At 40.6% G+C, this 23,856-nt stretch carries 22 protein-coding genes; 16 read left to right on the top strand and 6 right to left on the bottom strand.

Going from position 1 to position 23,856, the window contains the following annotated elements; translation table 11 throughout:
- Nucleotides 1–83 precede the first annotated feature (83 nt).
- The 6 genes from Q7U33_RS00110 to Q7U33_RS00085 all read left to right on the top strand — a co-directional run bounded on the left by Q7U33_RS00110 (nt 84) and on the right by Q7U33_RS00085 (nt 5,699).
- On the top strand, nt 84–1,553 hold the full coding sequence (locus tag Q7U33_RS00110) for an ABC transporter substrate-binding protein (RefSeq protein ID WP_304857250.1): 1,470 nt from the start codon (nt 84–86) through the stop codon (nt 1,551–1,553).
- Nucleotides 1,543–2,022, top strand: a complete 480-nt coding sequence (locus tag Q7U33_RS00105; RefSeq protein ID WP_304857248.1) for a L,D-transpeptidase — start codon at nt 1,543–1,545, stop codon at nt 2,020–2,022. The genes Q7U33_RS00110 and Q7U33_RS00105 overlap by 11 nt, the downstream gene beginning before the upstream one ends.
- Nucleotides 2,023–2,128: 106 nt before the next feature.
- Nucleotides 2,129–3,043: a nickel ABC transporter permease gene (gene nikB / locus Q7U33_RS00100; RefSeq protein ID WP_304857246.1), complete on the top strand. Its 915-nt coding sequence runs from the start codon at nt 2,129–2,131 to the stop codon at nt 3,041–3,043.
- Nucleotides 3,044–3,086: 43 nt separating this feature from the next.
- Nucleotides 3,087–3,878, top strand: coding sequence for an ABC transporter permease (locus Q7U33_RS00095; protein ID WP_304857244.1), 792 nt, complete (start codon nt 3,087–3,089; stop codon nt 3,876–3,878).
- Between the two features lie 13 nt (nt 3,879–3,891).
- Nucleotides 3,892–4,938 (top strand): beta-N-acetylhexosaminidase, encoded by a 1,047-nt coding sequence (gene nagZ / locus Q7U33_RS00090; RefSeq protein WP_304857242.1) that lies wholly within the window; start codon nt 3,892–3,894, stop codon nt 4,936–4,938.
- A 71-nt stretch (nt 4,939–5,009) separates the two neighbouring features.
- A complete protein-coding gene (locus Q7U33_RS00085; RefSeq protein WP_304857239.1) occupies nt 5,010–5,699 on the top strand; it encodes a Bax inhibitor-1/YccA family protein in 690 nt (229 codons plus the stop codon).
- A 72-nt stretch (nt 5,700–5,771) separates the two neighbouring features.
- Here the strand turns inward: Q7U33_RS00085 and tadA are convergent, their stop codons facing one another.
- Genes tadA through Q7U33_RS00070 form a run of 3 tightly spaced genes read right to left on the bottom strand, consistent with a single transcriptional unit; the run spans nt 5,772 to nt 7,690 of the window.
- Nucleotides 5,772–6,269, bottom strand: coding sequence for a tRNA adenosine(34) deaminase TadA (gene tadA / locus Q7U33_RS00080; protein ID WP_304857237.1), 498 nt, complete (start codon nt 6,267–6,269; stop codon nt 5,772–5,774).
- 41 nt (nt 6,270–6,310) lie between these two features.
- A complete protein-coding gene (locus Q7U33_RS00075; RefSeq protein ID WP_304857235.1) occupies nt 6,311–6,763 on the bottom strand; it encodes a phosphate-starvation-inducible PsiE family protein in 453 nt (150 codons plus the stop codon).
- 12 nt (nt 6,764–6,775) lie between these two features.
- A complete protein-coding gene (locus Q7U33_RS00070) occupies nt 6,776–7,690 on the bottom strand; it encodes a LysR family transcriptional regulator (RefSeq protein ID WP_304857233.1) in 915 nt (304 codons plus the stop codon).
- A 322-nt stretch (nt 7,691–8,012) separates the two neighbouring features.
- On the opposite strand from Q7U33_RS00070, the gene Q7U33_RS00065 reads away from it, so the two are divergent.
- The 8 genes from Q7U33_RS00065 to Q7U33_RS00030 all read left to right on the top strand — a co-directional run bounded on the left by Q7U33_RS00065 (nt 8,013) and on the right by Q7U33_RS00030 (nt 16,723).
- Nucleotides 8,013–8,624, top strand: a complete 612-nt coding sequence (locus Q7U33_RS00065; RefSeq protein WP_304857231.1) for a YceI family protein — start codon at nt 8,013–8,015, stop codon at nt 8,622–8,624.
- Nucleotides 8,625–8,698: 74 nt separating this feature from the next.
- Nucleotides 8,699–9,778, top strand: a complete 1,080-nt coding sequence (locus tag Q7U33_RS00060) for an alkene reductase (RefSeq protein WP_304857229.1) — start codon at nt 8,699–8,701, stop codon at nt 9,776–9,778.
- A 6-nt stretch (nt 9,779–9,784) separates the two neighbouring features.
- On the top strand, nt 9,785–10,396 hold the full coding sequence (locus Q7U33_RS00055; protein ID WP_304857227.1) for a nitroreductase family protein: 612 nt from the start codon (nt 9,785–9,787) through the stop codon (nt 10,394–10,396).
- Between the two features lie 90 nt (nt 10,397–10,486).
- On the top strand, nt 10,487–10,858 hold the full coding sequence (locus Q7U33_RS00050) for a co-chaperone YbbN (protein ID WP_304857225.1): 372 nt from the start codon (nt 10,487–10,489) through the stop codon (nt 10,856–10,858).
- Nucleotides 10,859–11,106: 248 nt separating this feature from the next.
- On the top strand, nt 11,107–11,490 hold the full coding sequence (locus Q7U33_RS00045) for a hypothetical protein (RefSeq protein ID WP_304857223.1): 384 nt from the start codon (nt 11,107–11,109) through the stop codon (nt 11,488–11,490).
- 178 nt (nt 11,491–11,668) lie between these two features.
- Nucleotides 11,669–12,607 (top strand): DUF4007 family protein, encoded by a 939-nt coding sequence (locus Q7U33_RS00040; RefSeq protein WP_304857221.1) that lies wholly within the window; start codon nt 11,669–11,671, stop codon nt 12,605–12,607.
- A gap of 130 nt (nt 12,608–12,737) precedes the next feature.
- Nucleotides 12,738–15,881 (top strand): ATP-binding protein, encoded by a 3,144-nt coding sequence (locus tag Q7U33_RS00035; RefSeq protein WP_304857219.1) that lies wholly within the window; start codon nt 12,738–12,740, stop codon nt 15,879–15,881.
- A 2-nt stretch (nt 15,882–15,883) separates the two neighbouring features.
- Nucleotides 15,884–16,723 (top strand): phosphoadenosine phosphosulfate reductase family protein, encoded by an 840-nt coding sequence (locus Q7U33_RS00030; protein ID WP_304857216.1) that lies wholly within the window; start codon nt 15,884–15,886, stop codon nt 16,721–16,723.
- 2 nt (nt 16,724–16,725) lie between these two features.
- Here Q7U33_RS00030 and Q7U33_RS00025 read toward each other — a convergent pair whose 3' ends face one another.
- The 3 genes from Q7U33_RS00025 to Q7U33_RS00015 all read right to left on the bottom strand — a co-directional run bounded on the left by Q7U33_RS00025 (nt 16,726) and on the right by Q7U33_RS00015 (nt 22,164).
- On the bottom strand, nt 16,726–18,693 hold the full coding sequence (locus tag Q7U33_RS00025) for a hypothetical protein (RefSeq protein ID WP_304857214.1): 1,968 nt from the start codon (nt 18,691–18,693) through the stop codon (nt 16,726–16,728).
- Between the two features lie 2 nt (nt 18,694–18,695).
- A complete protein-coding gene (locus tag Q7U33_RS00020; protein WP_304857211.1) occupies nt 18,696–21,038 on the bottom strand; it encodes an ATP-binding protein in 2,343 nt (780 codons plus the stop codon).
- A 97-nt stretch (nt 21,039–21,135) separates the two neighbouring features.
- Nucleotides 21,136–22,164, bottom strand: a complete 1,029-nt coding sequence (locus Q7U33_RS00015) for a hypothetical protein (protein ID WP_304857209.1) — start codon at nt 22,162–22,164, stop codon at nt 21,136–21,138.
- Nucleotides 22,165–22,255: 91 nt separating this feature from the next.
- On the opposite strand from Q7U33_RS00015, the gene Q7U33_RS00010 reads away from it, so the two are divergent.
- Both Q7U33_RS00010 and Q7U33_RS00005 read left to right on the top strand, forming a co-directional pair.
- The gene (locus Q7U33_RS00010) at nt 22,256–22,561 is read left to right on the top strand and encodes a hypothetical protein (protein WP_304857207.1); all 306 of its coding nucleotides are present in this window, start codon (nt 22,256–22,258) and stop codon (nt 22,559–22,561) included.
- Between the two features lie 371 nt (nt 22,562–22,932).
- Nucleotides 22,933–23,856: IS1595 family transposase (locus tag Q7U33_RS00005; protein WP_304857205.1), on the top strand; the 924-nt coding region annotated here is incomplete at its 3' end.

Raw genomic sequence — 23,856 nt, 5'->3', positions numbered from 1 at the left:
TGCGTGCAGAAAACTGGTAGAAAAGACTATTTTCAGTTGCTTGTTTGAATCCTAATTTTTGTAAATCAAGTAAACTGACGCACATGAAATATTTGAATATTTTATTAATAATCTGTTTTTTACAGCTCAATGCTTGTGATTTTGCAAGTAAAGATACAAACAGAGATGTCAGTGTGCATCAATCCACACCTATTCACTTTGCGCTATCTCAAGCGCCTTTGAGTTTAGACCCGAGAGTGGCGACAGATGCGGCATCTGAACGGGTGATTCGTTTAATTTATCAGCCCTTAGTCGATTTTGATCAAAATTTTAAGCCAACCCCAAAGTTAGCCGATTGGCAGATGGTCAGTGCAACTGAGTATCTTGTTTCTCTAAGGTCACCGCGCCCACTATTTCACAATCAACAGCCACTAAATGCTGAGGACGTAAAGACGACTTATGATGCGATTGTCCAATTGGCTAATTCACCACTCAGCGCTGAGTATGCCAATATTCAAAAAATCACCGTGCATGATGCTGAACATCTCACTTTTTATCTTAAACAGCCAGACCCCTATTTTGCGGCGAAATTAATTATCGGGATTATGCCGAAACGGTTACTTGAGCAACAGCATGACTTTGCGCGCCATCCAATAGGTAATGGCCCACTGGCGTTTGTTGAAAAAAATAACAAGTTAGTGTTGCGTAGAGTTGCCGATGGGCAAATCATTACACTCAGTGAAGTGAAAGATCCCACTGTGCGCGTGTTGAAGTTATTGCGTGGTGAAACTGATTTGTTGCAAGGTGAATTACCTGCTGAGCTAGTAAAGTACTTGCAAACCAAGCCTGAGGTCACTGTAAAAAACAGCCCAGGCGCCAATTACTCATATTTAGGCTTGAATATGCAAGACCCTGTGCTAAGTAATCTTAAAGTAAGGCAAGCCATTGCACATGCGATTGATCGACAAGTTTTGATTGATAAAGTAATGGTTAATCACACGCGTATTGCAGGTGCCATTTTGCCGCCAGAGCATTATGCGGGTAATCCTAGGTTAAAAGCCTATGACTACAATCCCGAACTTGCTAAACACTTACTCACTGAAGCTGGGCTTAGTTTGCCAATAAAGCTTGTCTATAAAACTTCTACTGATGCACAGCGTGTGCGTATCGCAACGATACTGCAAGCACAAATGCGCCCCGCGGGCATTGAGTTGGAAATTCGGAGTTTAGATTGGGGTACGTTCTTTGAAGATGTCAAACAAGGTAACTTCCAGCTATTTGGGCTGACTTGGGTGGGTATCAAAACACCAGAAATCTACACCAAGGTATTTGATAGTAATCACTTTCCACCTAACGGATTTAACCGCGGTCGATTTTCAGATGCAACATTAGACAGCATGCTTGCAAAAGAAGACTGGCAGGCCGCTACTGATAGAATTCATGAGCAATTGCCTTTTATTCCGCTATGGTATGAGGGGCAGTTTGCCGTGTTTAATAAAAAAATCACCAACTACTCGCCAAAACCAGACGGTAATTGGGACGATTTAGCTACAATAAGCACTTATGCACATTAACATCTCTATTTTACAGCAGACGCTTACCTTGCTTGATGATATGGGCAATGTTAACGCGCAATACGCTATTTCTAGCGCCGCTAATGGCGTAGGTTGCGAAAAGAATAGTGGTTGTACGCCCTTAGGTGCACATATTATCCGTGCCAAAATCGGCGATCATCAACCAATCAATGCTGTATTTGTTGGCCGTCGGCCCACAGGTGAAATTTGCACACCAGCATTGATGGCTGAATTTCCTAACCGTGACTGGATACTGACACGTATTTTGTGGCTATCAGGTAACGAGCTCGGTAAAAATCGTTTAGGTAATGTGGATACCATGCAACGCTATATTTATATTCATGGTACGCCAGATGTTATCGCCGTTGGTAAACCAGACTCACACGGATGCATACGCATGCGCAATGTCGATATTATTGAGTTGTTTAATAGGGTGCCAGTAGGTACTTCTGTCATGATTGCTGAGTAATGCGTGTGTTTTTAAATCTGATGAATACGTATCAAGCACTGAAGCATGATTTTTTAGTGAGCAAACCATTGCTGGCTAATAGCTATCGATATGGCGAGAGATATTGATGAGCATCATCAAACGCTTAGTCAATTTCTTTACCGTCATTTTTGGCGTATTACTACTCACTTTTTTGCTGATACATTTGGTGCCAGGTGATCCTGTCGATGTCATGCTGGGCGAGTCGGCCAATATGGCAGATAGAGAAGCATTACGTGCAGATTTAGGTTTAAATCAGCCGCTGGTTAAGCAGTTTGGAAATTATTTGGTAAAGCTTATGCATGGTGACCTCGGTCAGTCGATTCATACACAAACCCCGATTATTGATTTGATTCAAACACGTTATCCAGCCACACTAAAACTGGCTTTGCTGTCATTATTCATTGGTATTCTAGTGGGTGTGCCACTAGGTATTTTCGCCGCGCTTAAAGCGGGGCAATGGCAAGACTTCATCGTAACCATTATTTCCGTGCGCTTATCTGCCATGCCTGCATTCTGGCTTGGGCCAGTATTGATGCTGATATTTGCAGTATGGTTGGGTTGGTTACCTGTGAGTGGCATGGATTCTGGGACATCCATTATTTTACCCGCTGTCACTTTAGGGTTTGGTTTGAGCGCGATTTTGACACGGATGACACGGACTAGTTTGCTGGAAGTATTAAACGATGATTATATTCGTACCGCACGCGCTAAAGGGTTAAGTGAGCAAACCGTGATATTACGTCATGCACTGCGTGCAGCGTTATTGCCGATCATTACAATAGTTGGCTTGCAGATGGGGAGTTTGTTGGCAGGTACGGTGATCACCGAAACGATTTTTAGCTGGGATGGCGTAGGTAGATTGCTGGTGGAGAGTATAGAAAAACGTGATTATCCTGTCACTCAGGCTTGTGTACTCATTGTTGCTTTAAGTTATGTGTTGGTGAATCTGGCAACAGATGTTTTATATAGATTAGCAGACCCTAGAGTGCGCCATGCTTAATGAATCTATCATGCTTAACGTGCATGGGAAATAATACTGTTCAATGAAATTATTTTCCTACTTAATTTTAGCGCTTTGGTTGGTCGCGGTACTCATCGGAAACCTATTGCAGCTTAACCCCAATGCGATTGATTTAGAGGTGATTTTACAAGCGCCTACAGCCCAGCATTGGTTCGGTGCAGATGATTTAGGCCGTGATATTTTAGCGCGCGTGTTAAGTGGAGTTGAAGTGTCGTTCTTGGTTGCGCTTATTGTCACTGGCGTGACCATGACAATAGGCGTGTTTGTCGGCTTACTGGCTGGGTTTTATGGAGGTAGGGTAGATGCAATATTGATGCAAATTACCGATATTTTCTTAGCATTTCCTGGTATTTTGTTAGCGATTGCTTTTGGAGCTGTATTGGGGCCTGGGCTTGGCAACTTAATCATGGCTTTATGTCTAACGGGTTGGGTGAGTTACGCACGACTAACACGCGGACAGACTTTAAGTTTGCGTCATCGTCAGCATGTGCAAGCCGCAGAGTCATTAGGCGCAGGTGTGCCGCGATTGCTGTTTCGGCATATATTGCCTTTATTGGCTTCTATTTTAGTGGTAGAAGCCACCTATAGTTTGGCGAGCGTCATGATTGCAGAGGCTAGCTTGTCATTTCTTGGTTTAGGGATACAGGCGCCAGATGCCTCGTGGGGTGCGATGTTGCGAGATGCTGTGCGCTATATGTTAATTGCGCCGCATTATGTATTAATTGTAGGCGGATGCTTGATGAGTTTGATTTTAGCCATTAATCTAGGCGGTGACTATTTGCGCGACGCTTTAGATGTTAGAAAACCAGATTAAGAAAAGAGATTGCATGAGTTTAGGTCCAGTCATGTTAGATGTTGTCGGCACAGAATTAACCGATGACGACATACGACGTTTAAAACACCCACTCGTTGGTGGCGTAATTCTATTTAAGCGTAATTATGAAAATAATGCGCAGCTTAAAGCGCTTACTGCAAGTATTCATGCAGTACGTCAACCGCCGTTGTTGATTGCAGTTGATCATGAAGGCGGGCGTGTACAGCGTTTTAGAGACGGCTTTACTAAAATTCCACCTATGCGTGAATTTGGCAAGATTTGGGATAAAAATCCTAAAAAAGCCAAAGAGCTAGCCACAGAAGCGGGTTGGATTTTAGCCGCAGAGCTTCGTGCCCATGGTGTAGATTTTAGTTTTACCCCAGTGCTAGATATGGATTACGGTGATAGCTTAGTCATAGGTGACCGTGCGTTTCATTTAAATCCGCAAGCGATTAGTGATTTAGCTTTTGCGCTGATGCAAGGCTTAAAAAAAGGCGGCATGGCTGCTGTTGGTAAGCATTTTCCTGGGCATGGATTTGTGGTGGCTGATTCGCATGTGAGCATGCCAGTAGATGAGCGTGAGTTTGATCAAATTGCACAGCACGATATGCAGCCTTTTAGAATGCTAATTGATGATGGCATTCAGGCCATTATGCCTGCTCATGTGATATACGCTAAAGTGGATAATAAACCCGCTGGTTTTTCACCGCGTTGGCTACAAAAAGTATTACGCGAGCGCTTAGGGTTTAATGGCGTAATTTTTAGCGATGATTTAAGTATGGAAGCGGCAACAGCTGGTGGTGATGTCACAAGTCGCGCTTTGGAGGCGCTTAACGCTGGGTGTGATATGGTGCTGTTATGTAATCAGCCAGCCATGGCAGATGAATTATTAGCTAATCTTAGCTGGACAATTTCAGCACAAAGTTTGAGTCGGCTTGCACGTATGCATGGGCATAGGCACCCATTAACGATGGATGCCTTGCATGAAAGCGCTGAATTTGTCAGTGCTGTTCGCCAAGTGGCGCAAGTCGGTATTGTAGAAGGTGAGCTGTTTGCTTAACAAAAGTACTTGAAACTTAATGATTAAATCGGTATCTTAGTAGTAGTAATTTTAATGTAAAGGAAACAACAATGTTAGACAACACCCCAGTATTAGGTCGTTCAGAGTCAGCTGAACTAGCGACAAATCGAGTATTGCGTAATACTTACGCGTTGTTGGGTTTGACAATGATTCCAACAGTGATTGGTGCTTTTATTGGCATGAGCATGAATTTTTCGATTGCACAGCAACATCCATTTATTTTTGCAATTGGTGCTTTGGCTGTGATGTATGGTCTGTTTGCAGCAATTTCTGCTAACCGTAACAGCAGTTTCGGAGTGGTACTTTTATTAGGCCTAACATTCTTAATGGGGATGTTGCTTGGCCCAATTCTGCAACATGCACTCAACCTAAGCAATGGCGCACAAATCGTTGGCTTAGCGGCTGGCGGTACAGGTATTATTTTGATGACATTGGCTGGTATTGCAACGACTACCAAAAAAGACTTTAGCTTTATGGGCAAGTTCTTATTGGTTGGTATTATTTTACTAATCGTTGCTTCATTGGCTAATATCTTTTTACAAATCCCCGCTATGGCGCTTGCTTTGTCTGCGGTTGGTGTGATTCTGTTCTCGGGCTTCATTTTGTATGATGTGAGTCGTATCGTTAACGGTGGTGAAACTAACTACGTAATGGCGACGCTTGGCTTGTATCTAAGTATTTATAACCTGTTTACTAGCTTGCTACACTTGTTAATGGGCTTGATGGGCAGTAATGACTAAGTAACGTTTCTAAACAACGTGTCTTGTTAATACATGCGTTTAGATATTAAAAAACCCGCTTCGGCGGGTTTTTTATTGGCGTTGCAGTTTTGCTTGCTTACGACGTTCAGAAAAAAAGTGTGATAGTACCGCCCCACATTCGTTAGCAAGGATGCCACTTGCTACTTGCGTGTGGTGGTTAAGCTTTTGTTCTGCCATGAGGTTGACTACACTGCCGCAAGCACCTGTTTTTTGGTCATTTGCACCATAAACTAGTCTGGCAATTCTGGCATGTTGTATTGCACCTGTACACATTGCGCAAGGCTCTAAGGTGACATAAAGCGTGCAATCAACTAAGCGATAGTTGCCTAAGTGTTTTGCAGCATCACGCATGGCCTGAATTTCAGCATGCGCACTAGGGTCATGTGAGCTGATGGGTGCATTGCTACCGCGACCTATAATTTCTCCATCTTTCACGATAATCGCCCCAACAGGAACCTCCCCTGCGAGGGCGGCCTGTTCTGCTAGTGCTAGTGCGAGTGACATGAAAGTTTGGTCTTGTTCCAAGCTTTGGGCAGAATTACTTGTCATTTTTGAGGTAGCCTAATGTTTTTATGCAGTAAGTCAATAGCTTAGTCTTCTTGCTTTTGACCCCAGCGGATCAATACATAAATCAAACCTAAAACAAAAGCGCCACCTACCCATATTCCAATCTCTTCAGTGGTTGGTGAAAGATCCTGCACAGGCATGACAATTAATTTACGTAAAAACAACACGAGTACAACTTCAACAAAAGTTTCTACTAATAGTTTGCTGCCTTGTAGGTAACGTATTTCTGCAGAGATCAGTGCAGAAATTGACCAGAGCAACATTAGTGTACCAAGTGCATGTAAAAAGCCATGCACAAGATTATGTGCAGTAGCGGCTGCGTAGACATCTATAAAAAACAACCAAGTAAACATAATGACGGAGGTTGCAAGTGCAAGCCCAATGATGATATGTGCAAAGCCATTTAGCCATTGCATTGCTTTAATGGCAAAACTGTTAATTTTTTCGAAATTTCTTGGTAGTTGTTCTTGGGACATGTCTTATTACTTTCATTGTGCGGATGATAATAAAATATCATTGATGTTCAATAATTGGAATTGTTTAATGAGCCATTGCTGTGCTTTGCCACCATCGCTACGCCAAGCTAAGAAAATAGTGCCTTCATGTTTTGGTTCAGCCACTTGTTTAATGATGAGTTGGCCGTTGTTGACGTATTGTTCTAATAGCTTATTGGGCACATAGCCTGCGCCTAAGCCTGCAATTTGTGCTTGTAACTTTAAGTGCATATTAGGCACGGTGAGTACATCTTGCCCAGTTAAAATACCAGAAGTGCGTGGAGGCAAGTTACGTGAACTATCCGCTGCAGAAACCGAACGATAGCGAATAATATCTTGGTTTTGTAGTGGCTCTGCCAATTTGGCTAGCGGATGATGTGGCGCAACTGCGTAACTAAATGTTAGCGTACCAATCGCTTTTGTCATAACCCCTGCATTTGGTGGCGCATCACCTGGCGCACCTAGAGAGATGTCAGCCCGCCCGCTAATCAGTGCATCCCAGCTGCCGCCATATACTTCTTGTATTATTTTTATTTTCGTACCGAAATTTTGTGCATAAAATTTCTCTAGTAGCGGGTAAACACTAGTGACATTGAACAAATCGCTTACAGCAATGGTGAGTTCAGTTTCAATGCCTTTAGCAACACGTTTTACACGTGACTCTAGCTCGCTAGCGGCATTGAGTAGGTTGCGACCTTCTTTGAGCAACTCTGCCCCAGCTAAAGTAAGCTCAGCACGGTGACCACTGCGGTTAAATAGCTTAACGTTTAAGTCTTCTTCAAGTTTTCTTATTGTATAGGTAATTGCGGATGGTACGCGAAACAATGACTCTGCGGCGGCCGCAAAGCTCCCCTTGCGTGCGATAGCATCTAAAACTTCAAGTGATTCTAAAGAGAGTCTTATTGACATAATAGTAGGAAAATCTTAATCAATTTTTTTGAACAAACCATGCAAAATTATTTGCTATTAGTATATTCTCATTAGTAATAACATGCTCTTAATGATTCAATTAACTTGAATGATAATATGTGGTTGTAATTGAACGATATTATAGAGTTGTATCAGATATGCAACTTTATGTCGCTAAGTTTGACCAAGCATCATACTTCGTCATCAATCAGTGCGCGCTGTAAAGTAAAGCAGAAGCAAAGTGCGGGCGCTTTAAATTAAGGGTGCCCATAATTTAATGAAAATTGTGTTATAAAAATTAAGTAATGAAAAAGGATAACATATGAAATACACACATTTGAAAACGACAGCATTATTGTTGGGCGTACTGTTTTCAGGTATGAACATGGCTGTTGCAGCACCTGTTACTTACAACATTGATGCAGCACATAGCTTTGCTAACTGGAGCGTCCGTCATGTTGTCGCAAAGGCGTCTGGTACTTTTAATGACATTACAGGCAATATTTCTGTTGATGCTGACAATTTAGCAAATTCATCAGTGGATGCAAAAATTAATGTGCTTAGCGTCAACAGTGGACTTGCTAAGCGTGATGCACATATCAAGGAAAAAGATTACTTGAACGCAGGAAAATTTTCTGAGATGCATTTTGTCAGCACAAAAATTGAAGCAAAAAGTGCTACTGAAGGCGTGATGACTGGCAAATTTACAATGAATGGTGTAACTAAAGAAATTGCGTTACCGTTTAAAGTGTTGGGTTTTGGTAACGACCCATGGGGCGGTGAGCGCAGTGGGTTTGAGGCTAAAACTTCTCTTAAAGCATCTGATTATGGTTTTGGTTGGGGTTTAAAGCCTAATGCACCTGTCGGTGATGACATAGAAATCACTTTATTAATCGAGGCAGTTAAACCTTCTGCGGAAAAACCAAAAAAATAACTAAAAATAAACTATTTACTAAAAAATCTATTGAATCAAATGTATTAGTGAGTTCGAAAATATAGGAGTAATGAATGGCATTAGACTTATTTAGCCCAGTAACGCTGGGAAGTATGCAATTGAGTAACCGCATTGTAATGGCCCCGTTAACACGAAATAGAGCGGGTGAACACGGCGTACCTCAGCCACTCAATGTGACATATTACGAGCAACGCGCAAGTGCTGGGCTGATTGTGACTGAAGCAACTCCAATATCGGCGATGGCACATGGCTATCCTGCATTGCCAGGTATTTATACCGATGCTCAAGTCGCTGGCTGGAAGAAAATTACCGATGCAGTGCATGCTAAAGGTGGAAAAATTGTCATTCAGTTATGGCATGTAGGCCGTATTTCTCACCCGACATTATTGCCTGATGGGGCATTGCCTGTTGCGCCTTCTGCGATTAAGCCCGCTGGTCAGGCATTTACTTATCAAGGATTAGTTGATTACGTTGAGCCGCGTGCTTTAGATGTGCATGAGTTGTCAGGGATTGTTGCTGACTACGTGCATGCCACTAAGTGTGCACTTGCGGCTGGTTTTGATGGCGTGGAAATTCATTCGGCTAACGGTTATTTACTTGATCAGTTCTTACGCGATGGCAGTAATAAACGTACAGATCAGTACGGTGGTAGTTTCGAGAACCGTGTGCGATTCTTGTTAGAGGTAACAAAAGCAGTAGTGGATGTTGCTGGTGCAGATAAAGTAGGTGTGCGCCTTTCTCCTGTGAATCCTTTCAATGATATGAAAGATAGTAACCCACAAGCATTATTTAACTATGTCACTGAGTCGTTAAATCAGTTTAATCTCGCTTACTTACATGTGGTAGAAGGTGGCATCCACGGCGGTGGTATTGCAGATCCGTTTGATTTTGATGTATTACGTAAGCTCTTCAAAGGCGCTTACATGGCTAATTTAGCTTATGATAAAGCACGTGGTAACGCAGTGATTACAAGTGGTCACGCAGATGTAGTGGCTTATGGTGTACCATTCATTGCTAACCCTGATTTAGTTGAACGTTTTAGAACAGATGCGTCATTAAACGAGGCGGATTCATCATCGTTCTACGGCGGTACTGAAAAAGGCTACACAGATTACCCATTTATTGAGGCTTAAATAATCATGCATAAACCAGCTATTACTCAAACACCTATTGATACCACGCTTTCAAATCGCTGGAGTGGTCGTGCTTATGATGCAGCAAAAGGTGTTACTCACGCGCAAGTGATTACCTTGCTTGAGGCCGCAAGATGGGCGCCATCATGTTTTGGCGATCAACCTTGGCGTTTTGTTGTCTGGAATAAAGGCTCAGATGCAACGACCTGGCAACAGGCATTTGATTGTCTTGTCCCTGGTAATCAAGCTTGGGTGAAAGATGCGCCGTTGTTGTTGTTAATTTGTGCGGATACTTTGTTCGGGCATAATCAGCAAGCCAATCGCTGGGCACAATACGATACAGGTGCTGCAGCTGAGAATTTATGCTTACAAGCATCTAGTATGGGCCTGATGGCACATCAGATGGGTGGGTTTGATGCGAATAAAGCACGAAGTGAATTTAAGATTCCTGAGCAATACACTTTAATGGCAATGGTTGCTGTTGGTTATCCAGCAGATATTGCAACTTTAGAAGGCGAGACTTTAGCGAGAGAGACTGCAGAACGTGTTAGAAAACCTTTGTCTGAACTTTTCTTTGAAGCCACATGGGGTAAATCAGTAAAAGGTTTGAACGAGTAACTGCATTGTTAACGTAAAACTTAACGAAATATATGGCTTCTGATAAACTGCTATCTTTAGGTGTTACCTTATTCAATTAAAGGCAAAATTATGGCAGTTATTGCACTTACCAAAGCTAATTTTAAAGAAACGATAGAAAACAATCCTTTTGTGATTGTTGATTTTTGGGCAAAATGGTGTGATCCATGTGTTGCTTTTACGCCTACATTTGAAGCTGCATCAGAGAAAAACCCAGATATCGTATTTGGTATGGTAAACACAGAAACAGACCCAGAAATTGGCGAGTATTTTGAAGTAACGCAGATTCCAGGTATTTTGGTGATTCGTGAACAAGCTGGTATCCATGCGCAAGTGGGTGAAATCGGCGCGCCAGCATTTGATGAAATTATCAAATGGGCGCGTGATTTTGATATGACACCAGTGCGTGAATACTATAAAGAGCAAGCGAAAGCAGCTAACTAGAACTAGATTAGTTGTTACAATAAAAAAGCGGCTTAAAGCCGCTTTTTTATTGTGTGTCGCTTTTACCCATCTGTTGCCCAAATCAATTAGGCATTAACTTATTGAATAGTTCTCAAACTGGTAAGGCTAAAAAATACACGCATTTATGCGGGTATTTTTTATGGACCATTGGTGATGAGCTTGGTTTTTTAGCATAAGATACCCATTACTTTTTAAGAGTCAGACATAACTTTTACTTAGGAAATTTAATGAGTAAATCAAATAAAACAATACATCCACAAGAGTTGGCAAGATTAAGAGGACTTCTTATGGCTAGATATATAGTAGCTACTGTGGATATATCAATTATTCGCCAAACTTGTCTATCAAATATCGTACGATGGAGGTCACAAGGTACAAATAGTGTTTTATGGGATGAATGGGTAAAGTTACTTATAGGTGGGAATGACCAAAAGCTTATTAGTGCATTAACAGATGATGTAAATGAGAATAATAAAAATTTAAGGCGAGCTGGACCATATGCTGGGTTGATAAATCCCCAAATTAGAGAATATATATTTTCGAAGACCTTAGATGATTTACCAGCGTTAGAAGATCTAATAACTTACTCAAGCGGAGCACTCAACGACTGAAATTAATTTCATATAATTCAATTGCTTACATTAAATTAATTTTGCATACATAGTTGTTTTCTATTAAAAATCTGTAGTTGTAATGTCATCTTGTGCTTTCAATAACAGTATTAACTGGGGACTTCGTCCAGTCATGAATTCCTTGCGGCTGGGGAGAGTCTCCAGTAGAATGCTTTTCATGGAAAACTATATCTTCAATGCAACTTATCAGCCACATTTCTCTGGCCATGAGACATTTCCTTTGCGTCAGATGTGGCTAAAAAAAGCATTTGATTGCACTACCGATCAATTGTCGATTGATAAAAGTGTATTTAATCAAGACCGGGCCATTGCAGTTTTTGGTGTTGGTAAAAACATGGTTAGCTCAATTCGACATTGGGCACTCGCATGTGGAGTTATTAAAGAAAATTCAATAAATTCAGGTGGTTATGAAATATCTGGAGATTGGGCTAATATCTTATCTTCTAGAGGCTTAGATCCCTATTGCGAGCATGCATCAACCACTTGGCTCGCTCATTGGCGGTTAGCAGGTTCACCAATTGGTAAGCATCGGGCTACGACCTGCTGGTGGCTCTTCAATAATGTTACTGCCTTAACTTTTAACAAGGACGATATTTACCAGCAGTTGAGTAAATATGCTGAAAGCAAAAAGGCCAAAGTCTCAGAAAGCACGCTCACGAGGGATATTGAAACTTGCCTTAGAGCTTACTGCCCTAGATCTGAAGACTCGGTAGAGGATATGGCTGAGCCCATGCTTGGTGAGTTGGGTTTAATTTTGGATCAAGGGAATGGTAGCTTTGTATTTTCACGTGGGCCGAAAGCATCATTGTCCGACAGTTTGTTTATCTACGCGCTACTTGAATATTGGGACAGAAACTTTCCTAGCGAAAAATCACTTGCATTTGAGTCTATCGCCTATGGTCCTGGATCTCCTGGACTGGTATTCAAGCTGGATGAAGACTCAATTGCGGAGCGATTGATTCACCTTTCAGATTCTACCGATGGGCAACTGGTCTGGTCTGACCACGCAGGTATACGCCAAATAACAAGACGTATATTTGATCAGAACAGTACAAACAGTTTAAAAAGTAAGCTTTTATTGAGCGCATATGACTAGCACAATGATACACCATGTAAGGATTGGTCGGCATTACCAACGGGCTATTAGAATTGATAGCGATCTGGGACGCCTAGAAGCACTCGAGGGTTATATCTGCCACAAAACGGCTAAGATGGTTCTAGAAAACATGTCAAACCAAGTATCAGGTACGCAATGGGCATTTACTTGGACCGGCCCATTTGGTGGTGGTAAATCCTCTCTAGCATTGACATTAGCTTCAGCTTTATTGGCTGATGTAGTCTTGAGAAACAAAGCGAGGGAAACTCTAGCACCTGAGATATTCGAAGTGTTTGATCAGGCATTTCCCGTTAAAAAAGGTTGGAGTGTCATTGCAATTACTGGCAAGAAAGCAAACCCTGTAGAGGAAATCGGGAATGCCTTAAATGCTAATAGCAAGAAACTAAATATTGATCCTAAGAATCAAAAAGAAGTACTAAATGCTTTATTAAGCGCTTCTAAATCAGACGATTCAGATGGATTGTTACTTATCGTTGATGAGATGGGTAAGTTTCTTGAGTATTGCGCACAAACAGGTGGTGACCTGCACTTTTTCCAGGACTTGGCAGAATATACACAACGCGGCCATTCAAAATTAATCGTGGTTGGCATTTTGCATCAGGCATTCCGCCAATATGCCAATAAGCTGGGCCAAGATACAAAAGAAGAATGGGCAAAGATTCAAGGCCGATATTCTGATATTCCTTTAATTTCTACAAGCGATGAAGTAGTTGAGCTCATAGGTAAAGCAATCCAAACTGATCAAGCGCACGACTGGACTGCACAGTCAGCAAAAGTCGTTGCCAAGGCGATTCAAAAAAGACGCCCGAATATCGGCAAAGAATTCAGGGACAGACTTGATGCCTGCTGGCCACTGCATCCAACTGTCGCTGCAATCTTAGGTCCTGCCTCCAGAAGACAGTTTGGACAGAATGAGCGCAGTACGTTTGGGTTTCTAACATCAAGCGAACCCCATGCATTTAAAGTCTTTCTGCAACAAACAAGCTTGAATGAAGACTCCCTCTACACACCAGCTGACTATTGGGATTTTTTACGTGCGAACCTAGAATCCGCAATCATAGGGTCGTCTGATAGCCATCGTTGGGCACTGGCTGTAGAAGCAGTAACAAAAGTGCAAGCGAGAAGCGATGGATTTGAAGTCGGGTTGATGAAATGTATTGCAATTCTTGACCTCTTTAAATCCGATTCTGGTCTTTACCCTAACGTCCCAGTGCTTCATACGATCTATCCAGATCAATCTCAAGAGTCTATTGAATCGGCTCTTGAGCGTTTCTCTAAGTGGAGAGTGGCGATCTACCGTAGCCACATAGAAGCATGGGGGATTTTTGAGGGCAGTGATTTCGATATTGATGCTGCTTTAAAGCAATCACGTAATAGTTTAGGTAAGCTTGAGCCATCGACACTCTCAACGATGGCGGGATTGCGCCCCATCGTTGCCAAGCGTCATTACCAGGAAACTGGGACATTGCGATGGATGGACTTCTCATTGATCAGCCTTGAAGAATCATTAAACGAACCCGAGGAATTATGTGATGGCAGCTTCGGTCGTTTCCTACTAGTCATCCCTGAAGTCAGTGACAGTGAATCCATCGTGCAAAAGAAAATTGCTGCGGCTGCCAAATCACTTTCTTCCAAAATTGTATTCGGCATCCCCACGAACTATCAACAGATCAACGATCTTGGTTTGGAATTGCTGGCGCTCAAACAGATTGACACTAGTGCACATGAAATTGCTGGCGACCAAGTCGCTAAAAGAGAGTTAGCAGCGAGAATAGCTGCTACTAGCTCTGCTCTGCAATCTGAATTACGTTCTTCCATGGATAAGGCTCAATGGTTAATTGACAATAAATGGAAGAGCCATATCAATCTATCTCAACACGCCTCTGAGTTAGCTACACGGTTATTCCACAGCGCCCCGAAACTCAAAAGCGAATTAGTGAATAGAGACTCGCTATCATCTAATGCAGCAAAAGCGCGCCGCGATTTATTGCATCGCATGATCCTAAATGAAAACGAAGAGAATCTTGGACTCACAGGTTGGCCTGCGGAGCGTGGACTGCATGAAACATTACTAAATTTGACAGGCCTCCACAGGCAGGATGCTGATGGCATTTGGCGTATCCAAGTGCCTACTGATAGTGATCCAGCTAATCTAAAAGCACTTTGGGATGAGACTGATCGACTGTTCTCTTCGGAGGCGGATCGCATATTGGTGAGTGATGTATATGCACATTGGAAAGCTGAACCATTTGGTATAAAAGAAGGTGTTATGCCCGTATTGATCGCAGCTTACATCCTCTCGCGACGGGATCAAATTGCAATTTACGACAATGGTATCTTTCAGCATACGTTTGATGATGCGAGCATGGATCTTTGCCTACAACAGCCGACTAAATTCTCATTAAGAAAGATTTATATTGATGCTGCTAAAAACGACATACTCATTGGTATTGCTGATGCTTTGAGCGCAGCTGGGATTCATCTATCCATGGCAGACCCATTGGACACGGCTAGAGGGTTAGTTGGCTTCTTTTTTAATCTGCCGGAATGGACTCAAAGAACCTCATCTTTAAGTATGGATGCTAGCAAATTGCGCGAGCATCTACTTCGCGCCTCAGACCCGCACAAATTACTGTTTATTGATTTGCCAATTTTGTTTAATACTGATACGACCGAAGAGTATATAGCCCATATCGGGCCGCCGATATTAGAGTTATTCAGAGCTTATGCAAATATGATTAATAAACTTGGCTCACATTTAATGGATGCACTTGATGCTCAAGGTGACATTAAAGAACTCAACCGTCGGGCAGGAATCGTTTTGGATATCTCAGGTAACCTCAGATTCAATGGCTTTGTGACAAGAATCATGAGTTATGACGGGTCTTTCGCTAGTCTTGAGGGCATTTTAAGCCAAGCTGGGAACAAACCTCCGTCACAATGGAATGACAATACTATTAATGAGGTTTACCTGGAGCTTGAAGGTTGGGCTACCAAATTCAAACAAGTAGAAGCGTTAGCGGCGGTCAAACATCGTACGCCAACCAGATCTGCGTTTGCGGTTGTACTGGGATCTGGTTCAGATGCTCGTGTGCATTCAAGAGTGTTCGATGTTAATGATCGGGATAGGCAAATGGTATTTAACTTAGCCTCCGAAATCACCGAAAAATTCAACTTACGTGATTTATCTCCAGAAATTGCCTTAGCTGCACTTGCTCAAGCAGGCCTTCAATTTGCAGATGAGGCGGAATAGCCATGGCTGAACGACACGTTCTTGGGTTGTCAGGAGGTAAGGACAGCGCAGCCCTTGCTATTTTTATGCGACATCATGCTCCTGAACTCGACATTGATTATTTTTTTACAGATACCGGCAAGGAGCTTCCTGAGGTCTATGATTTTTTAGGTAAGCTTGAAGGTTACCTGGGAAAGCCAATCTTAAGACTTAACCCAACTAGAGATTTTGATTTTTGGTTACGTGAATACAACCATTTTTTACCCTCTGCCCAAGCTCGTTGGTGCACACGTCAGCTCAAACTATTGCCATTTGAGCGATGGGTTAGACCGATGTTGAATGCTGGGGATACTGTCACAAGTTATGTGGCTATACGATCTGACGAAGACTATCGAGAAGGCTACACATCTAAACACCAGAATTTAATTGTGAAACTACCATTCAGGGAAAATGGGATAGATAAGATGGCGGTATCCGATATCTTGGATTCCTCTGGTGTGGGCTGGCCGGAATATTACGATTGGCGTAGCAGAAGTGGTTGCACGTTTTGTTTCTTTCAACAAAAAATTGAATGGGTTAGATTAAAACAAATCCATCCAGAGGCATTTGAGGATGCAAAAAATTATGAGAAAGATGCTCTTGCACATGGCTCTCCATTCACATGGAGCCAAGGGGAGTCACTTATCCAGCTTGAAGCCCCTGAGCGGATAGAGCAGATCATTAAAGACTTTGAAGTTAGAAAAAATAGAGAGCTAAAGAGTCGGCCTGTAAACCCCTTGCGCCCTATTCGTATTAACGTGGAAATTGACGAGATATATGGTGTAGACGAAGGTGGCGGGTCTTGTGCCATTTGTCATAAATGACTTCAAGATTCAGGCTCTATAATTAGTATAAAAATTATAGTGTTTTGTCTTGTAGCAACCCCTCTTGCTTTGGCAGTAGCCTCATTTAAATTTTCAGGCATGACTTTAAACTCAATATTCGGAACAATGGCTCCATTTTTTCGAGGTTTCATCAAAGCTTGGCTAAGCCCATAAACATCCAGGTCTTTAAATAAATCAGAATTATATTGGTTGCCTTGTACTTTCAACCACATTCCGATGTCATTACTGTCGCTGTCATAAAAACTATAACTATTAGACTTAATTTTATATAATTGGAATACCTTCTCTACACCTTGCTCAACAAAAAGGATAGGTTCATTTGAGTTGGGAATCCTTAGATATATCTTCCCTTTAATTACCACGCTTCTATCTAATTTTTGAGACGCTGGTCTAAGCATTTCATTCACTGTTGCTTGCATAAATAGTGATGCGATATCGTGTCGCAGTCTACCCATTACTTTGTATTCATGCTCTTTCGAATATTGTAGAAATTGTCTCACCGGCAAACATAATAATCTTCCTTTAATAAATTGAAAATCATATTCAATATCATTAATTTTTAAACTTTTAGCTACCAGATCTTGTGAGTTATATTGGCTGATTTTGTGATTTTCAACTTTATTTGCTTCTGCGATTACAAAAGTTAGGCTTTTGTCAAAATCACCACGACTAATGTCATTTAAATCACATTGTTGAGTAATATGAATTAATGCTACTTTCTTTTCTGCCTCAGCAAAATTCTTATCGATTAATAAGGCCCCAAATGGGATAAGTTTATTGATTGATATTAAGGTCTTATTTTCGGGAAAGTTATTAAATGCTTCAGGTAGTGTTAGACCTGACCATGTGAAATGAGAAATTAAATTTCTACTATCTTTCTGTTCCATTGGAACTACAAAATGATTTTTGATTTGCTTATTACCATCTACAGACTCTAAATGATCAAACAAACTATTATCCAATTTAGATAAGGTGCTACGAACTTTGGGATTTGATTCAACATGCCAAGAATATTCTCTCGATATTAACTCACTTAAATGTTCATCATAAGGGTCATTATCTGTAACGGCTGTATAGTGAATATATTGCATAGCCCCAGCATCTAAATTCCATAAATTTTCTTCCGCACGACTTTTTGCATTATTAAGTGCACTAACCCATGCTTTAATAAAGTTACGCATTTTGTTAGCTACATCAATTTGAGCAGTTAGTTGTTTGTAAATCAAAGCTAAGCCTACATCTGCAAAATTCGTATCTAATAAATCTGCTTTTAGTAATATATAAATACCTGCAGAACTAATTTTTGCGGCCTTAGAAAAACTTTTCCTATTTTCTGATAGTGAGGGATTACTCGAAAATAATACAATTGGTGGAATCGGAGACGTACGAGCAGAGGTTGCTAACTTCTTAAGATAATCTTTTAAATCTTGTATGGTTGTAACACTATCGTTCATAAATAAATCTAACATTATGAATTCATAATTAAGTAATACTTTTGGATTTTGAGGCCTAACCCCTAGATATTCCACTTCAAATTCTGAAGTGGGGAAAACTTTTTTTATGATCTCTTTATGCTTTTTCGCAGTTGTAGACAACATGAAAAAGTGGTCGAATTTCTGTTTTAAATTCTGGCTAGCTTCACCATCAAACACTTCTGATAAAAGAACATCTTCAATAAAGTCATCTGTGTTTAAAAAGGCTTGAATCTCGTCGTCGCTGGTATCTTCAAGACTATTAAATGGCTTCTGTTTTTGGATAATCCCCCATAATTCTGCAAGTTCTTCGCTTGTCCGGTCTTCAAAAAAATCAATATCAGATCCAGCCAAATCTTTCCTTTTGAGAGAAAATAATTGGTCATCAACGACAGCTATTTTTTTTAACACATTAGGTTGAGCAGGAACGTTAGCGTCAATAACTGCTGCTTCCATATCGTTAGTATTTTCAGTCATTTTTAGTCTTTTGGTAATTCAATAGTAAATGTTCTCAGACGACCATCAGTCTCAGGATTCGGATCAAGGTAGATTTTTCCACCATGATATTCCACAAGTTCTTTAGCTATATAAAGACCCAATCCCTTACCTTTTCTTCGAGTCGAATAATATGGTGTGAAAATTTGATTAGCATTCTTTGGATCAATACCAGGACCGTTATCTGAGTAAATAATGGTGTAAGCTTTTGAATCAATTTCAATTGTAATTTGACGCTGGTTATCCCCAGGTCGTAAGTCCTGTTTTAACCAATAAATAGAGTTTGACATCAAATTTTCTAATGCCTGAGCAATTAATCCTTTTACCATATTCACTATAAAAGGTTTGCTTGAAATTCCTTGATCCAAGATTATTGAACATATAATTTCATGTCTATCTAGCCTGGCTTTATATCCAGTCACAACAGTTTGAACCTGTTTTACAGCATCATATTCTTCTTTTCTATGCCGGCCAGAAGGACTCATTGCATCAACTGTTCTTATACGTTTATTGGTGGCTTTAATTTGACTTTGTAAGTTATCTATAATAGACACCATTCCACTTTGCGTGCCGCCACCTTTCTTCAGTTCAAGAAGTAACTCTCCAGTCTTTTCAGTTAGTCTAGATAGTTCATGAATTACGATTTCTACCACTAGGCCGATATTAGCAAGTTCCAATAGCTCTACTTTAGTTTCTTTTGCCATAGTCAATGCGGTTTTTATTGTTTTGATGTATTCAACCTGTTCATGTAGTGACTCTTTGATTGCAGCAAACTTTTGTTTCTCAGAAGTGGGAATTGATATTGTTTTAGTAATTTCATCAAGAGTTCTAATTGTAGATTTTAGTGAGTCTTGGGATTTCTTTAATGAAGCCTCAGTAGAGTCTTCAGCAATTGCAACTTTAACTTCTGCATCAAAAATGACGCTGATATGCATTTTTAAGTCAGTTAAAATCACATCACCGAAAATATCTTTTAATAAATTCTGTTCTGGGCATGAAATCAACTTTTCACGATTTGCTGCATCTATTAAACATGGATTATTACGAGAAGATATGCTGATACTTCCAATAGTCTGATAGCGATTAAGGGAATAGCCTTGAGATTTCAAGGTCGCACTGTCCCATTCCAACCAGTCATCTTCCATTCCTCCTGTCTGCCCTACACGGAAGCCATCTCGGTAAATACTAAAACCACCACACCATAAATTTAATTCATCAATTATTTGTTTACGAGAGTGTTCTATTGAGGCATCAATCCTCTGGCGATTAAACCATAGACATTTACCTTGTATTGGCCCAAGTTTTCTGAATACCTCTTCGGCTATAGCTAACTTAGACGTTAGCTCTTTTAAATTCCATGAGCGAATCTCGGGTGAGGTACTACCTTTCCAAGTAATCATCCTTCTTAGGACTTGGTCGCTACCTTCAATACCATTAGGATCAAAGATAATAGTTGCTTCAAACTGAGCTTTTTGTGAGAGCCATGGGGGTAAAGACCTGATAACTTGTCTACTACCATTCATAACAATATCAATTGGATAAGGTTTAAGTTCTTTACTAAATGGATTCTGTAGCCTTCTAATATACTTGTCGATAAACCCTTGAACTTTAGACTCACTCCAATTTGCAGTTAAATTTTTAATTAAAATCGATGTGCCATGTACATTAGAATCGTCTAAATCACCATCCAAAACTGGTATGTCAATATCATCAAGAAATAATTCTGGATTTTCAAAAAGACCCCAATCAAAATTAATTTTATTCCATCCATTACTATCAGACTGCTTAGATTTAACAGTTGCCTGCTTGCCCAACCTCATCATAGAAAGCCTGCCAACACCTTTTTCACCTAACAAACTTAAGGACTTATCATTTTTTTTAGCCAAAAACTTATTGGGAGTACCTATGACTAAAAAACAATTAATAAGCTCAGACTGACTCATCCCTATCCCGGTATCGGATATTTCAATAAAAAATTCTTCCGTTCTCAAATGATTGAGAAAACCGATTAGAGCTTCTCTAGATATTGCATTCTCATTAAACTGGGCAAGTAAGTTACTACGTTGTTCAAGGGTAAGTTGGGAGTTTAGGCAATCAGAAAACTCATTCCGCGCCTGTTCTTTTGATATTTTTTCATTTTGAAGTTTTTCTTCTATCAACTGCATAATTGCAGAATCAGCAGGTGCATAAATAAAAACTTTAACTCGTGGAGAGTTTGCATCAAATGCATTTTTGATAAGCTCATTTAACGCAACGTCGTCAGACGTGATTAATTCTGCGCCTAATTGTCTCAGAGCTCTTGCTGCTATTCGAAATCCGTTGGCCATATTTTTATATAGAAAATTATTTTCTATATATTAGCCTAGGCAAGCTGTTGGAGTATAGATTATTTCTAATATAAAATGGCCAGATTGCAAATCAAAGTTAAACTATGTGGAGGTTTGCCTGCGGAAATTTTGCTCTATTGGACGAAGATAAGTTTTCTCTTCCCCAAGTACGCAGCTTTTCTTGCATTTTAAATTTCTGACTAAGCTTTTGATTGGATTTAGACTCAGGATTAACAGGGCCAATTGGCGCGCGTAATACACACATAATATCAAAGCCATGACCTCCATCGATCAGTTTTATCATGGTATCTAAACTACTAACTGACTGATTGCTATCTTCGATAACTAGCAATAATGTATTTAATAACTCAACTGCCTCAACAAAATTAAACTCATCAAAACGAAACCCTAATCCATTTGCATCAATTTGAGAAAAAACCTTTTTATCGAAGATGTAAAATAACTCCGTCGTAAAGTGTTTAAAGGGCAAAGTATTACAAGCTATTAGTAGTACCCGATATAGTGAGATACCAATATCAAGTGCTCTCTCATAATTTCCTTCTGAATAGGACTCATGAAATAGAATCATTAGGCAAGCAAGCGCTTCAATTCCAGCTTTTCTCTCCAGCATTTTTAACTGCACTTCGGAGAACTTAATACGACGAACACCACCAACAACATTAGGGAAGCTGTCTTCAAATATTACTTGCTGAATATTTGGCCTTAATTCCTTAATCCAACTGTCCACATCAAATGCACCATTAATATCAACTTTTAAGCATTTCCACAAAACATGATCTATTAGGTATTGCGTTCCTGATAGTTGGCAATCGACGCTAGCTATCAAAGCTTTGTTCGGTGTCCGCTCTCCAACTTGATATTTTGACCATTTGTTTGTGTGATATTCGTCATGATACTTATTGAATCCAAACGCATTTGGCTCTAATTTTCGCTCTATTTCGTATGCGGTATTAGCTGATAATTTTTGTTTCACTTGGGCATACCAAATAGCGGTTCGAATAACATCTATTTCTGTTCTTTTTGGTCCCGTAGCTTCAACCATATTCTTGCGCAAGGACCCATGGAAACGTTGGTTTTGAGTTTCTTTATATTTAATATCAGTCACTTGTAAATTCCGATTAGAGTAACGTTACTCGCCCAAAGCTACCTTCTAGTATAAAACAAAACATATTGCTAACATTTATATGTGACCAGACATGACAAATATAGCTATGAACAACCAAAGATTAGAACAGTTAGCTAGTCAGCTCGAACAAGAGCTGACCTTACAGCATGGTCCAATGGTTTCAAATGACGACCTACGAATAGCTTTAGGCTACGCCTCTATGGATGCGTTTCGTCAGTCATTGGTACGTAAAACTGTACCAATACCAGTATTTTCATTACCGAATAGAAGAGGCAAATATGCGTTGGTTAAAGATCTTGCACTTTGGCTTTCCGAGCAACGTGAGGTGGCATTATTAAAAATGGAACAATCAAAAAAACTTAGTCCCAATATTTAGGGAGAAGGAATGAATAGAGCTTATGGAAAACAACATGAAAAAAGGAGAAGAAATGCCCATTGATTCAAGCTGATTAAATGTGGGCGTTGGATAGCACAAAGCCCCGACATCTTTGACGAGATATAAGGGCTTTTTTTGAAGTGCTTCAAGTAATTTTGACTCGCTTGATATTTCAAATTCTGTGCCAAATCAATTCGGTTGTCAAGCATGAGGCAATTTAACTGTCTCAGCCTGAAACCGTACGCCCACGCGCTGCATCCAGCAGAGCGCTCAACATCAAGCGACTAAGCAATCCCTTAATCGGGACTGAGGACTCTTACGTCCAAATTTCTTAGTTCGCCATTTTGAATTTATCTTTAGGAGTAAGGTAAATGGCACAGCCATATGTATCATCAAGTCAGCGTAGAGATTTTAGCCTTTTTGAAATTGCTGAGTTTTCTGAAAATGAAGCACTTATGTTTCTTGCAGAACAGCGCTGGAAAAGTAGAGATCAACAAATCTGTCCTGAGTGCAGTGTAGTAGATAAGCATTATTTCCGTAAGAACAGAAATCAATGGCGATGCAAGCATTGTGATAGATGTTTCAGCGTTACTAGTGGCACTCCTCTAGCAGATCACAAACTCAGCTTCAAAAAAATGTTGATGGCAATCTTCTTATACTCATCTTCTGTTAAGGGTATCTCTTGTGTAGATATGTCCGCAAAGCTAAAGATTCAGGTTAAGACTGCACATATGCTGGTAGGTAAATTAAGGGAGTGTTTACTGCGGCAGCGTGATGCTAGCCCATTGAGTGGCACGGTGCATGTTGATGGAGGGCATTTTGGTGGAAAACCTCGTAAACCAAATGTTAGACGAAAGCCAGATGCTCAAGCAATTGCTGATAAAGTCGAGCAGCAAATGAGTGGCAAGAAAAAGAAGGCGCCACCTCAATATGGCTACGCAGGAACTAGATCAAACATCGAGAGAAGAAAAAATCGGCGCATTGTAATGGTGATGCGAGAGATTTATCCTGAAAAGGAAAAAGGTGCTAAGCGTACTATAGTTTCAATTGCAATGTCTGAGGATAGTGCAAGCGCTGAAGCCTTGGCAAGACGTTATATTACTGATGATACACTTATCATGTCGGACGAGAATGCAGCGTACGCAAGGCTATCGCAATGGTATGACCACAAAACGGTTGAGCATGCTAAAGAATTTTCAACGATTGACGGAGTTAATGAGAACCAAGCAGAGGCATTCTATAGTCGACTTCGCAGGTGTGAATATGGCGTAGTTCATCGCATTACGCCCAAATAC

It is taken from the genome of Methylotenera sp., from assembly GCF_030653755.1.
In the GTDB taxonomy this organism is placed as follows: domain Bacteria; phylum Pseudomonadota; class Gammaproteobacteria; order Burkholderiales; family Methylophilaceae; genus Methylotenera.
This window is presented reverse-complemented; position numbering and strand designations above follow the sequence as displayed.

Excerpts from the sequence above, each read along its gene's own strand:
- Q7U33_RS00110 (WP_304857250.1), top strand. The coding sequence starts at position 84 with ATGAAATATTTGAATATTTTATTAATAATCTGTTTTTTACAGCTCAAT.
- Q7U33_RS00105 (WP_304857248.1), top strand. The coding sequence starts at position 1,543 with ATGCACATTAACATCTCTATTTTACAGCAGACGCTTACCTTGCTTGAT.
- nikB (WP_304857246.1), top strand. The coding sequence starts at position 2,129 with ATGAGCATCATCAAACGCTTAGTCAATTTCTTTACCGTCATTTTTGGC.
- Q7U33_RS00095 (WP_304857244.1), top strand. The coding sequence starts at position 3,087 with ATGAAATTATTTTCCTACTTAATTTTAGCGCTTTGGTTGGTCGCGGTA.
- nagZ (WP_304857242.1), top strand. The coding sequence starts at position 3,892 with ATGAGTTTAGGTCCAGTCATGTTAGATGTTGTCGGCACAGAATTAACC.
- Q7U33_RS00085 (WP_304857239.1), top strand. The coding sequence starts at position 5,010 with ATGTTAGACAACACCCCAGTATTAGGTCGTTCAGAGTCAGCTGAACTA.
- tadA (WP_304857237.1), bottom strand. The coding sequence starts at position 6,269 with ATGACAAGTAATTCTGCCCAAAGCTTGGAACAAGACCAAACTTTCATG.
- Q7U33_RS00075 (WP_304857235.1), bottom strand. The coding sequence starts at position 6,763 with ATGTCCCAAGAACAACTACCAAGAAATTTCGAAAAAATTAACAGTTTT.
- Q7U33_RS00070 (WP_304857233.1), bottom strand. The coding sequence starts at position 7,690 with ATGTCAATAAGACTCTCTTTAGAATCACTTGAAGTTTTAGATGCTATC.
- Q7U33_RS00065 (WP_304857231.1), top strand. The coding sequence starts at position 8,013 with ATGAAATACACACATTTGAAAACGACAGCATTATTGTTGGGCGTACTG.
- Q7U33_RS00060 (WP_304857229.1), top strand. The coding sequence starts at position 8,699 with ATGGCATTAGACTTATTTAGCCCAGTAACGCTGGGAAGTATGCAATTG.
- Q7U33_RS00055 (WP_304857227.1), top strand. The coding sequence starts at position 9,785 with ATGCATAAACCAGCTATTACTCAAACACCTATTGATACCACGCTTTCA.
- Q7U33_RS00050 (WP_304857225.1), top strand. The coding sequence starts at position 10,487 with ATGGCAGTTATTGCACTTACCAAAGCTAATTTTAAAGAAACGATAGAA.
- Q7U33_RS00045 (WP_304857223.1), top strand. The coding sequence starts at position 11,107 with ATGAGTAAATCAAATAAAACAATACATCCACAAGAGTTGGCAAGATTA.
- Q7U33_RS00040 (WP_304857221.1), top strand. The coding sequence starts at position 11,669 with ATGGAAAACTATATCTTCAATGCAACTTATCAGCCACATTTCTCTGGC.
- Q7U33_RS00035 (WP_304857219.1), top strand. The coding sequence starts at position 12,738 with ATGTCAAACCAAGTATCAGGTACGCAATGGGCATTTACTTGGACCGGC.
- Q7U33_RS00030 (WP_304857216.1), top strand. The coding sequence starts at position 15,884 with ATGGCTGAACGACACGTTCTTGGGTTGTCAGGAGGTAAGGACAGCGCA.
- Q7U33_RS00025 (WP_304857214.1), bottom strand. The coding sequence starts at position 18,693 with ATGACTGAAAATACTAACGATATGGAAGCAGCAGTTATTGACGCTAAC.
- Q7U33_RS00020 (WP_304857211.1), bottom strand. The coding sequence starts at position 21,038 with ATGGCCAACGGATTTCGAATAGCAGCAAGAGCTCTGAGACAATTAGGC.
- Q7U33_RS00010 (WP_304857207.1), top strand. The coding sequence starts at position 22,256 with ATGACAAATATAGCTATGAACAACCAAAGATTAGAACAGTTAGCTAGT.